The sequence below is a fragment of the Stieleria marina genome, from assembly GCA_007741555.1.
GTDB lineage: Bacteria > Planctomycetota > Planctomycetia > Pirellulales > Pirellulaceae > K23-9.
The window spans coordinates 4816521-4829407 of the sequence record CP036526.1; the positions used below are offsets into that span (position 1 = coordinate 4816521).

At 54.4% G+C, this 12887-nt stretch carries 13 protein-coding genes; 7 read left to right on the forward strand and 6 right to left on the reverse strand.

The window, feature by feature from the left end:
* The first annotated feature begins 150 nt into the window (after positions 1-150).
* Positions 151-855, forward strand: a complete 705-nt coding sequence (locus tag K239x_RS17085; RefSeq protein WP_419189079.1) for an SDR family NAD(P)-dependent oxidoreductase — start codon at positions 151-153, stop codon at positions 853-855.
* A gap of 105 nt (positions 856-960) precedes the next feature.
* Here the strand turns inward: K239x_RS17085 and K239x_RS17090 are convergent, their stop codons facing one another.
* Both K239x_RS17090 and K239x_RS17095 read right to left on the reverse strand, forming a co-directional pair.
* Complete coding sequence (locus K239x_RS17090) at positions 961-2448, reverse strand: sulfatase family protein (RefSeq protein WP_145419438.1); 1488 nt, start codon at positions 2446-2448, stop codon at positions 961-963.
* Between the two features lie 94 nt (positions 2449-2542).
* Positions 2543-3175, reverse strand: a complete 633-nt coding sequence (locus K239x_RS17095) for a 3-keto-alpha-glucoside-1,2-lyase-like domain-containing protein (protein WP_145419439.1) — start codon at positions 3173-3175, stop codon at positions 2543-2545.
* A 191-nt stretch (positions 3176-3366) separates the two neighbouring features.
* Between K239x_RS17095 and K239x_RS17100 the strand changes: the two genes are divergently transcribed.
* Entirely contained in the window at positions 3367-3573 is a 207-nt protein-coding gene (locus K239x_RS17100) for a hypothetical protein (protein ID WP_145419440.1), read from the forward strand.
* 28 nt (positions 3574-3601) lie between these two features.
* Here the strand turns inward: K239x_RS17100 and K239x_RS17105 are convergent, their stop codons facing one another.
* Together K239x_RS17105 and deoC are read right to left on the reverse strand one after the other, a co-directional pair.
* Positions 3602-4957 (reverse strand): hypothetical protein, encoded by a 1356-nt coding sequence (locus tag K239x_RS17105; protein WP_145419441.1) that lies wholly within the window; start codon positions 4955-4957, stop codon positions 3602-3604.
* Between the two features lie 77 nt (positions 4958-5034).
* A complete protein-coding gene (gene deoC, locus K239x_RS17110; RefSeq protein ID WP_145419442.1) occupies positions 5035-5760 on the reverse strand; it encodes a deoxyribose-phosphate aldolase in 726 nt (241 codons plus the stop codon).
* A gap of 37 nt (positions 5761-5797) precedes the next feature.
* On the opposite strand from deoC, the gene K239x_RS17115 reads away from it, so the two are divergent.
* From K239x_RS17115 to K239x_RS17130, 4 genes are all read left to right on the forward strand, one after another.
* Positions 5798-7513 carry a CehA/McbA family metallohydrolase domain-containing protein gene (locus tag K239x_RS17115; protein WP_419189080.1) on the forward strand — a complete coding sequence of 572 codons (1716 nt, stop codon included), beginning with the start codon at positions 5798-5800 and terminating at the stop codon, positions 7511-7513.
* 58 nt (positions 7514-7571) lie between these two features.
* Positions 7572-8456 carry an alpha/beta fold hydrolase gene (locus K239x_RS17120; RefSeq protein ID WP_145419443.1) on the forward strand — a complete coding sequence of 295 codons (885 nt, stop codon included), beginning with the start codon at positions 7572-7574 and terminating at the stop codon, positions 8454-8456.
* Between the two features lie 39 nt (positions 8457-8495).
* A complete protein-coding gene (locus tag K239x_RS17125; protein WP_145419444.1) occupies positions 8496-9356 on the forward strand; it encodes a triphosphoribosyl-dephospho-CoA synthase in 861 nt (286 codons plus the stop codon).
* 69 nt (positions 9357-9425) lie between these two features.
* Positions 9426-9920 (forward strand): 6-pyruvoyl trahydropterin synthase family protein, encoded by a 495-nt coding sequence (locus K239x_RS17130; protein WP_145419445.1) that lies wholly within the window; start codon positions 9426-9428, stop codon positions 9918-9920.
* Between the two features lie 199 nt (positions 9921-10119).
* Here the strand turns inward: K239x_RS17130 and K239x_RS17135 are convergent, their stop codons facing one another.
* Entirely contained in the window at positions 10120-10536 is a 417-nt protein-coding gene (locus tag K239x_RS17135) for a hypothetical protein (protein ID WP_145419446.1), read from the reverse strand.
* Positions 10537-10766: 230 nt separating this feature from the next.
* Between K239x_RS17135 and K239x_RS17140 the strand changes: the two genes are divergently transcribed.
* Positions 10767-11390 carry a transglutaminase-like domain-containing protein gene (locus K239x_RS17140; RefSeq protein WP_145419447.1) on the forward strand — a complete coding sequence of 208 codons (624 nt, stop codon included), beginning with the start codon at positions 10767-10769 and terminating at the stop codon, positions 11388-11390.
* Positions 11391-11413: 23 nt separating this feature from the next.
* Here K239x_RS17140 and K239x_RS17145 read toward each other — a convergent pair whose 3' ends face one another.
* Positions 11414-12832, reverse strand: coding sequence for a protein kinase domain-containing protein (locus tag K239x_RS17145; protein WP_145419448.1), 1419 nt, complete (start codon positions 12830-12832; stop codon positions 11414-11416).
* Positions 12833-12887 lie beyond the last annotated feature (55 nt).

Here is a 12887-nt window from a genome sequence, read left to right on the forward strand (position 1 = left end):
GGGATGACGCCAATGCCTGGGTTTGTCGATCATTGACAGCCGTAAGATTGACACCAGCAAACAATGATAAGGAGAACAATGAAATGGGGAACAATAGTCCCCACAGCTCAACGCTCCCCGTTCCCACGTCAACCAACAAGGCAAACTACCGTGAATGATCTGAATTATGTCGTCGTCGGGGGCAGCAAAGGTATCGGGCTGGGCATTGTTCAGCGACTGCTGGATTCGGGCAACCATGTGACCGTGCTAAGTCGTGCCAAGGGTGACGCACTGGATTCGCATTCGGACGTGACACATCACTCAGTCGACGTCGAAACCGACGAAATCACCGCGGCGATGCTGCCCGATCAGATCGCTGGCATTGCGTATTGCCCCGGAACACTGAACTTGAAATCGTTTCGTGCAACGAAACCGGAAACGTTTCGCAGCGATTTTGAAATCAACGTCGTCGGCTGCGTCAAAGTCATCCAGGCCGCGTTGCCTGCTCTCAAAGTGTCTGGCCATGCCAGCATCGTGACGTTTAGCACCGTCGCGGTGACGCAGGGAATGATGTCGCACGCCTCCATCGCCGCATCAAAGGGAGCGATCGAAGGACTCTCGCGGTCACTGGCGGCCGAACTGGCACCTAAGATTCGGGTGAACTGCATCGCCCCCGCCCTGACGGATACACCGCTGGCCAGTCGGTTCTTTTCCAGCGAAGAGAAAGTCGCCGCAATGGCCGACAAGTACGCACTCAAGCGCACCGGAACGGTCGACGACATCGCCGACGCCGCAGCCTTCTTACTCAGCCAAAAATCCAGCTGGATCACAGGGCAAGTCATCGGAGTGGATGGCGGAATGTCGTCACTGCGATAACCAATAGCCAACTACCGCGGCGACCAAGCGGCAAACGCAACTCGTTCGCAACCGCCAGTTCGCGTGATTGCTGGTCTGCCGATTGCCATTCTTGCGATCATCGGGTCACTTGTAGTCCGCAGCCGTCAAGCTTTCCAAAACCGACTGCTGCCAGGCGTGTAATTGGAGCTTCATTTCATCTGCGACTGCGGGCAGCTTCTTCACCAAGTCGTCCGATTCGCTGGGATCAGCGCGGACGTCAAACAGTTCGTACTTGGCTTTGCCGTTGCTCTTCAGATTCGCAATCAGTTTGTACTGATCACCGAGCCAAGCTAGTTCGCCGTTGAAATCCGATTCTTTGATTTCAGGGTGATGGTAGTTGCGAAAATTGCGAGTGTGGAGGTCCCCCATCATCTTCACCAACGGCGTCGTTCCTTGCTGGAGCACTGGGTCAAACACGGGTTCGTTCTTCGCATCGCCTTTGTGTGCGAAATTCCAAAAACCAATCGGATTTTTACGCCGACTCATCGATCCAACCATCACCGGCACCAAGCTGACTCCGTCTAGCGGACGATCGGGAAGCGGCGATTGGGTGACTTGGCAAAGTGTCGGCAAGATATCGCTTGTCACTGCGTTGCACTGACTGATTGCCGGAGTCTTGATTCGATTGGGCCATTCGATCACACCCGGCACTCGGATTCCGCCGCCGTAGACGTTTCCTTTCCTACCGCGAAACGGCGAAGTCACGATGCCGTCACTGGATGTCCCGTTGTCGCCGCAGTACCACAGCAATGTGTCGTCACGAAGCTGATGATCGCTCAGCCAATCCCGCAGCGTTCCAATCGAACGATCCATCGCGGTAATTTCCGCGTACCGTTCGCGAAGCACGTCACCGAGGGGCCGCTTTGTCGGCCGACCGGTTTCGTTGGAAGTGAGTTTGACGCTCTTGCCGGCGTACTTAGCCGGGATATCGTCGTAGAGCGATAAATCCTTTTCCAGTCCACTGTAAGGTTCATGCGGCGAACCAAACCAAACCACGGCAAAGAATGGCGTGTCTTGCTTGCGGGTCTGATCCAGAAACTGAATCGTTTCGGCAATGATCACTTCGGAGCTTTCACCAGGAAATTTCTTCGGCGGACCGCCATTGCGGGACAAGACAGGATCGAGCTCAAAGAAATTGTCATGCGAGAGCCATTCGTCAAATCCCATCGCACCGGGATTGGTGGGCGATGTTTTTTTCACTGGCCCCAGATGCCACTTGCCAAAATGTCCGCAGCGATACCCAGCGTCGTGCATCAAATGTGCGACGGTGATTTCTTGCGGCCGAATCGAAAAACCAGGCGTAAACGTGCCGTACCGATTGGGATGCCGACCCGTCATCACGCTGCCCCGTGTCGGCGAACACGTTGGATGAGCCGAATAGAATCGATCCAAACGCAAACCGGTGGCCGCCATCTGATCCAGAATCGGCGTTTGCAAATGAGGGTGACCGTTGTAGCCGGTTTCGTCCCAGCCATGATCGTCCCCCATCAACAAAATGATGTTGGGACGATCCGCCTGAACTGACATCGCGCTGAAGACCAACGCAAAACCAACAACAGCAAACAATTTCATGACCAGCAACCTACGGCTTTAGAAAAACATCGCGGCCAATCAACCGTGTTGATTGGCCCTCAGGCACGTGTCAGCGTACCTGACCAACGGCCAACTACTTGATTTCGCTGATAGTCAGGTCGTCCAACGACAGCGAGTTTCCACGCATCACAAAGCGATAATTCGGTTTGTCCGTGTCCAGTGTTTCATGATTGGCTTTTGCCACGGCACCGTTGTCAGTCTGCGCGACGACTTTGTCCCCCATCATCTCAATCTGCATCGTGTGCCATTGGCCAGGAGCGAACTTGGCCTTCGCAGTTGCCATCACCTTGGCTTTGGAGGTGGGATCTTTCTTGTCCTTGTCCAAATTGATCGTCATTTTCGTAGGAGCCACCACGACACGAAACAAATGCCCTCGTTTGTGATTCAGACTGAAATTAAACCCCTTGGTATCGTCATCCAATTTGAAGGAAAAACGAACTACCGAATTGCGATTGGGTTTGCCGTAGTTCAGAACCGCCGCGTGTTTGTCCGATGCAAGTTCTTTGCCCAGCAAAACTCCATCAACCACATTCCATTCGCCTTTCGCGGCTTTGAAAGTTTTCGACAAGGGCGAATCAAACGTTTCCGATGCGACCGGCGATCCGGCATCGCCGAGAAGCGGTTTCAGTTCGACATTCTTTTCAGCCAGGGCGGTGCCCGCAATCAACATCGATAGAAGCGAAATGGCGCGGAGTACGTTTTTCATGGTTGGTCCTTTAGAAGGCGGGAGCAGATTGCAGAGGTCACAGGATAGTGGATGCCGGAATGCCGCGTCCTAATTCCCCCTTGGCAGTCCGGAGAGCTTTTCAGAATTTTTTGCGCCCTGACGCTCGGCGAATTGTGACTAGAGAGAGAGTTCCGAACCGATCTTTCACAAAATGCAAAGGAAAACGCCCTATGGCCAACCAACCAGCGGATCTGTGTGCTCGTTGTCGTCAACCATTGCCCGCGGACAGCGGCTATTGCATGGACTGCGGATTCAACAACACGGACTTGGTGGCCAAAAGCTATGGTGTCCACCAACAAGCCGATCGCCGCATCGAACGTGCGAAAATGCTCAGCAAACTTTTTCGGTTTATCCGCTGGTCAAATTGGCTTCGTTAGCCGTGGGCACCAAGCCTACGCTCGCGACTTACTCACCGACGCCCACGACGACTTTTAAACGCCCGGTCTCATCGACGCCCTTCACGGAAATCGTTGTCGACAACGATCGACCGGGATCGCTCAATCGGAGGAACAGCGTGCCATACGGAGGCACATTCTGAAACGTTGCTTCGCCTTTCGCGTTTGCCTTTGATCGCAAACGATAGCCGATCACATTCTTGGCCTGCGTATCTTTCGGTTCGGCAATAAAATTGGTGCATAGCGAACCGACCGAAGAATTGGTCGCTCCTAACGTTTGAGTCATCAAGTCGATCCAGTATTGATTTTGCGAGAGCCGAACGTCGACGCCAGCAAGTGGCCCCCCGTCCGTGTCGACGAATTGCAAAGTGACCTCTCTGGTTGGCTCCATCTGAATCTGCAACTTGCTGTCACTGGTGTGTTCCGACGCGACTTGAGCCAAGTCAACGATCGTTCCAGTGACGCGTCCCCTGAAAACATTTTCGCTTTTGATCACGCCTCCTCGGCAAAATGCGATTACCTGCATTTCTCCGGTGCTCGGTAGGGAAGGAAACGAAAACTCGCCTTGTTGATTTACGTTTGCCGTCTCAAACCAGCGCAACTCCTCGCCTTCACTTGAACCCTGAATCGGCTTCGGCTTGCAACACACCACAACGCGGCCATCAACAATGGGTCGCGGAATGTTCTCTGAAAACACACCGTTAACTTCGACACCGGGCCTCAGTTGCAAGTTGCGGATCTTTGTACTCTTGCCCGGCGTGACGTTGAATGACATCGGCATGCTGAAAAGGTGCTTTCCGCCGTTGACCGGTTTGACAAAGAGAGCTTGCTGGCGACCAGGTACCAGGCCGGCCAACAACAGCGATTCGCCATCACCATCGATCCATCGCAGTGTGCATCTCTTGCTTGACAAAACTCCCATTTCTTTGACCGCTTGCCTGTCATCGTCAATCGCACTGAGCTCAATCCGCGACTCCTCCTTGAGTACGATTTTGGCCTTTTGCTCGATGATATTGATTCCCCGTGTTTCGGTCGACAAACCCGGTTTCTGAAATTCCACGACAATCCGCTTTGTCTTTGATTCGTCATCACCGAAAGACATCTTGTCAATGTACTTCAGCATAACGAGCCCTCCCGAATCAGTGCGTTGCGGCTTCGACTCCCAGCCCACTGCAATGTTATTGTCTAGAACCAATGCGGTGGTCTTGACCGATACACCCGCGATCGGTTGATCCAATTCATCGACGATCGAAAACTGAAATACAGATCCGTCCGGCACTTGCTCCTGGGCAGCAACGCTTGAGACTTCAAACACAAGGATCAGAATGATTGGTACAAAAACAAGTCGTGCTAATGATTTCATCATTTTGGATTCGCCGAATCACTCGAAACTCAACAGGGAAAACGTCGCGACCTTTCGTAGCCCGATCTTTCGTAGCCCGCTCAATAGCCTGTCGATGAGGTGTCATCGAGTCCGCCGATTGGAGGCATTTCGAGTTGTTTACGTGCGGGATCCAGAATCGCTGCCGTTGCACTGGCACCAACTCGAGTCACGCCTAGCTCTTTTACCTCGATCAGTTTTTCCAAATCGCGGACGCCGCCCGCTGCTTTGACTTGCATCGGCGCGGGCGAGTGCTGCAGCATCAGTTTCAAGTCTTCGATGGTGGCTCCGCCGGTTCCAAAACCCGTCGACGTTTTCACCCAGTCCGCACCGACTTCGCACGCGATCTGACAAAGTCGTATTTTGTGAGCATCCTGCAGGTAACAATTCTCGAAAATGACCTTCACTTTGCGATCCGCCGCGTGCGCAACATCGACGATCGCTTGGATTTCCGATCGAACCAAATCCCACCGTTCGCTCAAGACGGCCGAAATATTGACGACCATATCTAGCTCGATGGCTCCATCAGCGACGGCCGTTTTCGCCTCGGCAACCTTGGTGCTTGTTGCCTGTCCACCGTGCGGGAACCCAATCACCGTGCTGGGCAGAACCGTTGTGCCTTGCAATACTTCTGCACATCGACTGACGTAATAGGGCATGATGCAAATGCTAGCCACGTCGTAGGCCGCTGCAGTTCGGCAGCCCAATTCCAACGCGTCTTGGTCCAACGTCGGCGACAACAAAGCATGGTCGATCATCTTGGACAGTTCGAGGTAGCTATATTTCATGTTTGAGATGAGCCAAGGGGAGGCGAAAGGAGAAACCATGACCGCAATCTTTACACTTCATCGCGATCGACGCAAGCAAATCGGATGCGAAGCGATTGCTTTGCCTCTGTTCCGCCGGACGACCGCACACGTTTGGCTTTTCGCTTTGACCGTCTTGATCGTACCGCCATGGGTTGGGCCAACGCCCGTCAACGCCGCCGGTGGTTCGCTGACACTGATCTGCCAAGAAGAATCGGATCAATCGCCAACCATCACTCGGGCGCAAATCTGGCGAGGCAATCCCGCGGGAAAAATGATTCCGATTCGGCGAACCGTTTCCGCGGGTATCGGTGTGGTGCTGGATCGATCGACCGAATTGACATTGGCCGACGGACCGTATGCGTTTCGGATGATCCGAGGCCCCGAGTACCGTGTCATCACGGGCACCTTTACGCTGGAACGTAGCAGCTTGGATGACCACACGGTCCAGCTTCCGCGAATGGTCAGCATGATCGAAAATGGATGGACCAGCGGCGACTGCCTGGTGGTTGCGGCTCCGCAAAGTTTGCCGCTGCGAATGGCGTCCGAAGACCTCCATTTGGCCACCACGCTGGGAGACATGGCGGCTGCCCCGATCCCCCATCGCGACAAGGATGATCCGATCGGGTGCGAACCGATTTGGATTTCCACCGACGCGGTGCACCATGATGGACTGGTCATCTATGGTGACCAACGTCGTGCTGGTAAATCCGCAGCTGACGACGCCGAAAGCGACAAAACCAGCGAAGACGACACTACTGCACAGCAAGCTTCTGATCGGCAAGCTTCTGATCGGCAAGCTTCGCCCGACGACTTACTTCCGATCGCCAACGTCGTCGCCGCCAAGAACGCCAGCACCGAAACTCGTGTCGCAATCGAAAACCCATTTGCTTGGCCGCTTCCGGTTTGGTTGGCAAGCGAACGTGTGGATGGGATTTTTGTAATCGGTGATTGGCTGCGTTTGGACCGCAAAGTGTTGTCGGTCAAAACCGGACGCAAACCGCCCGGCGGCGGATTGGGTGGCGGGCAAGCGGTCGGACGTTGGGCCGAAGAAATCTATCGTCACTGCCTGGACGCGGGACTTCGCCTACCACCGCTGGCCGGCGGCGGGACAGATTCTGCAAAAACACCGGTCGGTTACAACCGGCTCTACGTGGCTCAAATGAGCAGCGACGCTTATAACGATGCACAGATCCAGCGGGTTGAATCCCCTAAAGACTGGTGGGCCGCGGCTTGGCAAGGACAGAGTGTCGCCACAAACGGTCCGCTGCTACGACCCATGCTGGGAGGCAAGATCCCCGGACACGTGTTCAAGGGCCGAACCGGCGAGGTGTTGCAGATTCAACCCGAGTTGTCGCTGTCGGTTCGCGATCCGGTCGAGTATCTGGAGGTCATTCACAACAACAAAGTCCACTACAGCGCGCGACTGGACGAATTTGCCAAAGCAGGAGGACGCATTCCCCCCTTGAATGCGAAAGAAAGCGGCTGGGTGATCATGCGAGTCATCACGCTGTACGAAGACCACTATCGAGCGGCGATCAGTGCTCCTTGGTACATCGATTTTGATGACCAGCGTCGTGTCAGCAAAACGTCCGTGGATTTTTTTCAGCAGTGGCTCGCCGATTACGAAACCCAATTGAAAAAGCATTCGGCCGATTCGCTGCAGGCGCACGCACCGTACATTCGCGCCGCTCGTCAATTTTGGCAGCAAAAATCGGCTGTTGCGGTCGATTGAAACGCATGGCTTGGTCCACACCTTCCCCAAAAGCGATCAAAACTACAAAATCGGTTCTATGAAATCGATCGCCGCCGACCTGTTGCCTTACCCATCCGCCGAAATTCGCGTCGGTGATTTTACGCAGCGTTACCTTGATGAAGGTGACGGCGACGAAACACTGCTTTGCGTTCACGGAAACCCAACCTGGAGTTTCTACTATCGCGGTATCATCGAACGCTTCCGCGATACTCATCGTGTCGTCGCCGTGGACCACCTGGGTTGCGGACGCAGCGACAAACCGCGGCGCGACCAGTTCGGCTACACCATGGCCGATCACCGCGACAACTTGGTCGCTTTGATTGATCAGCTGGACCTGAAAAATATCACCTTGATCGCACACGATTGGGGTGGGGCGATCGGATTGTCATCGCTGGTGGCCCGGCGTGAACGGTTCAATCGCATCGTGCTGCTCAACACGGGTGCGTTCCCACCACCGTACGTCCCCAAACGCATTGGCGTTCTGCGAACACCACTGCTGGGTTCGGCCGCAATTCGTGGTCTGAATCTGTTCGCAGGACCTGCCGTCAAAATGGCCATGTCGCGGAACCAAATGTCCCCGGACGTCGCGCGCGGCTTGCTGGCCCCGTACAACAACTGGGCAAACCGCGTGGCAGTGGATTCGTTTGTCCGTGATATTCCACTTTCGCAAAACCATCCCACGTACGCGACGCTGCGACAGCTGGAAATGGATCTGCCCAAGCTGGCCGACCTACCATCACTGTTGGTGTGGGGCATGAAAGACTGGTGTTTCAACGATCGCTGCCTGCAACATTTCCAAACGGTTTGGCCCGACGCGAAGACTGTCGAAATCGCCGACGCGGGTCACTACGTCATCGAAGACGCACCAACCGAAACTATCGATGCGATCGCCGATTTCGTTTCGTCAGCTTCGCCGTCGTAGCAACGACCGTTCACAAGCCTACATCGAGGACAATCGATCATGACCGATGCGCTGGACGATATTTTGGGCCGAAGCTCTTCGCCTAGCATCGCAGTTTTGACCGCTTGCACGTTGGAAGCAAGCGCCCCGAAAGCCGGCAATGTTCATCCGGGTGCTTCGTTTGACGATCTATCGTTCACGGATTTTGTAGCCGCCGCGCGAATCACGGGCGACGCGTTCGCAGACTTGGAATCGCCCGTCTGCCAGCGAACACTGCGGGCTGCCAGCGAAATCGCCGAAACGCTGCACACCAACGTCAACTTGGGCATCCTGTTGCTGCTAGCTCCCCTGGTCGCAGCCGACGAACAACAGGAAATGAAAACGCTGTCCGATTGGCAACCAGTTGTCGCGGAGCAACTTAAGACTTTTACGCCCGATGACTCTCAAGCCCTGCTGCAAACCATCTCCGTGTCAACGGCCGGGGGCCTGGGAACCGTCGACGAAATGGACGTTAACGCGATCGCTACGCAAAACTACGACATTGTTGCGGCGATGAGATTAGCACAGTCGCGGGATCGCATCGCGTTGCAATACGCCAGCGATTTTGCGGACTTTTTCGACAATGTCGTGCCGGTCGTCGAATCATCGCTGACGTACTGCAAAGACAAATTGGATGGTATTGCCGAATCGCATCTTCGACTGCTGGCATTCAGTCCCGACACGCTGATCAGCCGCAAGTGTGGCGAGGAAGTTGCCAACGAAGTACAAAGACGTGCCGCTGAAGTTGATCGCCACGACCCCGCCAGCATCGCACGATTTGACGACTATCTTCGCAGCGATTCCAATCGACTTAACCCCGGAACAACGGCCGATTTGATCGCAGCCGCGCTGTACGTCCTGCTTCGAACCGGTTCAAACTAACTTCTCGGTGACGGATTGGTTGATTCCAAGACAGCCAGAACCCAGCACTCACTACTGACCAACACCTCTATGCCTGAACCCACTTTCCGCGTTGATGTCACCAAAGAACAATTTGTTTTTTCGGCGGCTCATTTCATTACGTTCGCGGGCGACATTTGCGAACGCATCCACGGCCACAACTATGGTGTGCGAGCGAGCGTCGAAGGACCGCTGGACGACAACCGTTATGTGGTCGATTTCATTGCCCTTCGCGATGCTGTCCTAAAAGAGACCCTGCAGATGGATCACCACGTCATCCTGCCAAGGGATCACGCGGAAATCAAAATCACCCAAGACGAAAAAGAAACGACAGCCACATTTCGCGATCGTCGCTGGGTCTTTCCCAACGAAGACTGCGTGATCCTGCCGGTCGTCAATACGACAGCTGAAGAGATCGCTCGTGTTATCGCCGAAAGGGTGATGGCGCAAACAAAGGAACAGTTTGGCAACGCACTCACCTGGATCGAAATTGGCGTCGACGAGAACAACGGCCAATGGGGCGTCGCCCGATTGCCTTGGGCGTAGTCCATCGAGCGATTTGCAGATCGCGCTGGCTGACGGTTCATCGCCGATCGTCGTCAACCGCGGCAATGGTTTGAAGACGGCGTCGAAAGAGCATGTCGTTCTAGCTCACCAACACGGCCATGAAGTCGAATGACGCGAACCGGAAAGCCCCGGTAAAGCGAGTGAGCCAAATTGACCTAACGATTAGGCACCACACAAACTACCGTTCGTGAGGCAAAATCCGATGAGTGTCATACCATCGCTCGGTGTGTCGCTCGGTCTCCTCTCGAATCTTGACGTCTTCATTTTCATCGTCAATCCCCAATGCGGATTCCGCGATTTTAAACACACCACGAAGCAAAAGACGCGTGATTGATTTCATTCCCTTGCCGACGGATCGCTGAAACGAAACAGCCTTTTTACTTAGGTCCAAACCAGCATCGGCTAGGGTTGATTCCTGATTCGGTTGAGCCGGCGCGACTGTCGGTGACGGTGCGGGAAGCGATGGTTCGTAGGAAACCGTTTGCAATAAAGAGTTCAGATCGGTCGACTCATCTTTCTGCGCAGCCTTACATCCCGGCGTACCGAACAAACAAGCTGCAGCGGTGAACGCCACACAGCAATGGGAGAAACTCATGTCAGCAGACCAAGCGAGGACCATGAACCAGCCTCGCCGTTAGCAAAAGCAAGGCCACCGAAGCGATAGCAGTTTCGACAGAACAGTGACAAAGCCGGCTCAAATACGCAAGAACATGATTGTTCGCTTCAGGCCAGTCAAAATCGGCAGCCCTTAGCAGTACACTTGATTGATTCCTCGCTGAGACTCAACGACAGAAGCTGGACAAACATTTGGATTCACCACCAAACATGCATGAATTTTTGATTGCGACCGAAATAGTTGATTTCGGCGACAATGCCATTCGGAACTTAGCACAAGAACTGCGACAAGCGGCCAGCGATGACGTATCGATTGCCGCAGCGACCTTTCGTTGGGTTCGCGACAACGTGCAACACAGCTTGGACCACCAGCGAACAGAAGTCACGTGCCGCGCATCGGATGTGCTTCACGCTGGAACCGGCTACTGCTATGCCAAAAGTCATCTGCTAGCGGCGCTGTTGCGTGCCAACAAAATCCCTGCTGGCTTTTGTTATCAACGTCTAACGGTCAGCGACGATCAACCGCCTTACTGCTTACACGGCTTGAACGCCGTCTACTTGGCAGATTTCGGCTGGTATCGCATCGACGCACGAGGCAACAAACCGGGCGTCGACGCGCAGTTTGTCCCGCCGATCGAACAGCTTGCATTTAGCACTGAAGACGCTGGCGAAATGGATTTCCTGGAAATCTGGCCGCAACCGCTACCGATCGTCCTGCGCGCGCTTCAGACGGCATCGTCGGTACAAGAGTTGGCGAACTGCTTGCCTGATGCTGTGCCGCACGAAATGGAAACCATGCGAAAATCAGCCACCGCTAGTGTGCTTGGCGACTAGTTGGCCAAAACAATCGGAGCAGTCTATTCGCGGTGCGACGCGCGGCTCTGCGCGATGAAAAGGAGACGTTCTAATTGCTGTGCGTTCAAGGCATTCTTGTAAACGTACTCTTCGGCTCCCGCTTCGATGCACGCTTGCCCGGCCTTGGCATCGTCGTTTCCCGTCAGGACCACAATCGGTGCGTCTCCGGCATGCTCTTTCATATTGACGACGGTCGCGATACCAAAACTGTCGGACAACTGCAGATCCAACAAAATCACATCAAACGGGTCGTTTGCCTTGCAAATCTCGGTCGCCCGTTTCATCGTGCTGGCTTTCTTAATGACGATCGAACGATTCAAGCGGCTCAGCATTTCAATCGTCAAATAAAGATCGTCTTGATTGTCCTCGACAATCAACACATCGATCGTCTCCTTCGGTGAAGTCGTTTGGCTGGTTACGTGAGCTTCATCGATCGCACTGATCAACTGACGCATGGTTTGCCAGCGCGCTTCGACGTCATATTCGACCATCATGCGCCAGATCTTTGTCAGCTTCGAAGGCATCAGTCCCTCGGGCATCTCTTCTAGATCTGTGCCTTTGACGAGACTGGATAGTTTTTCTACAAACGTCGAACCGGGCACTCGAGCGCGTCCCGTCAACAGATAGAACCAAGTCGCGCCTAACGAATAAATGTCAGACTGTACGGTCGCATCGGAAAATGCCTTGGCCTGTTCGGGCGACATGAACTCCGGCGTGCCCGCAACCACCGAATCACGCGTCTGAAAGCTACCATCACTATCCGCGTCGCCCAACAGAGTGGTCGACGAAGCCAGTCCTAGATCCGCGACCTTGATAACGTCATTGTCATCCCAAAGCAGATTTCCTGGTTTGACATCACGGTGAACCAAGCCACGATCATGCGCATGTTCCAGCCCCAGTGCTGCTTGACGGATGATGTCGATCGACTGCTTCCAATCGATCGGTCCGTCGCGTTTGACGTGATGCTGCAGATCCGGCCCACGCAAATGCTCCATCGCGATAAAAGCGAAGCGATCTTCGTGCCCGGTATCATAAGCGACCACAATATTAGGATGAGCCAAACGCTCCACGATTTCCATCTCTCGACGAAACCGCGGGGACAGGCGTGATTTTCGCAGTACTTTTAACGCGACAGGATCCCCGGATTCGGTCCTTGCCAAATAGACATGGCCTGCCCCACCGGTCCCAATCAATCGCTCGACTTGGTAGTTGGCCAACGTCATGCCCATGGAGATGTCGTAGCTGATGTTCTCCGACTGCACGACCGCCAGCGACGCCTTCAATTCGACATGGATGAGATCCAACTGGGACTCGGAGAATTGATCGGAGTCACGAAGCCGCTGCATCACATCGGCGACGGGAAAAGGAACATCCCGCCAAAACCCAGAAGCACGCGTTTCGGTCAGTTGAGAATCGTCCAACCTGACAGACGGGTGCGAGTGGCTCTCGTGGTTCTCGGAACTCTCTAGCGCGTCG

Bases quoted from the DNA above. Each gene is read 5' to 3' on its own strand.
- K239x_RS17095 (WP_145419439.1), bottom strand. From the start codon at position 3,175: ATGAAAAACGTACTCCGCGCCATTTCGCTTCTATCGATGTTGATTGCG.
- K239x_RS17135 (WP_145419446.1), bottom strand. From the start codon at position 10,536: ATGAGTTTCTCCCATTGCTGTGTGGCGTTCACCGCTGCAGCTTGTTTG.
- K239x_RS17100 (WP_145419440.1), top strand. From the start codon at position 3,367: ATGGCCAACCAACCAGCGGATCTGTGTGCTCGTTGTCGTCAACCATTG.
- K239x_RS17140 (WP_145419447.1), top strand. From the start codon at position 10,767: ATGCATGAATTTTTGATTGCGACCGAAATAGTTGATTTCGGCGACAAT.
- K239x_RS17125 (WP_145419444.1), top strand. From the start codon at position 8,496: ATGACCGATGCGCTGGACGATATTTTGGGCCGAAGCTCTTCGCCTAGC.
- deoC (WP_145419442.1), bottom strand. From the start codon at position 5,760: ATGAAATATAGCTACCTCGAACTGTCCAAGATGATCGACCATGCTTTG.
- K239x_RS17115 (WP_419189080.1), top strand. From the start codon at position 5,798: ATGACCGCAATCTTTACACTTCATCGCGATCGACGCAAGCAAATCGGA.
- K239x_RS17090 (WP_145419438.1), bottom strand. From the start codon at position 2,448: ATGAAATTGTTTGCTGTTGTTGGTTTTGCGTTGGTCTTCAGCGCGATG.
- K239x_RS17130 (WP_145419445.1), top strand. From the start codon at position 9,426: ATGCCTGAACCCACTTTCCGCGTTGATGTCACCAAAGAACAATTTGTT.
- K239x_RS17120 (WP_145419443.1), top strand. From the start codon at position 7,572: ATGAAATCGATCGCCGCCGACCTGTTGCCTTACCCATCCGCCGAAATT.
- K239x_RS17105 (WP_145419441.1), bottom strand. From the start codon at position 4,957: ATGATGAAATCATTAGCACGACTTGTTTTTGTACCAATCATTCTGATC.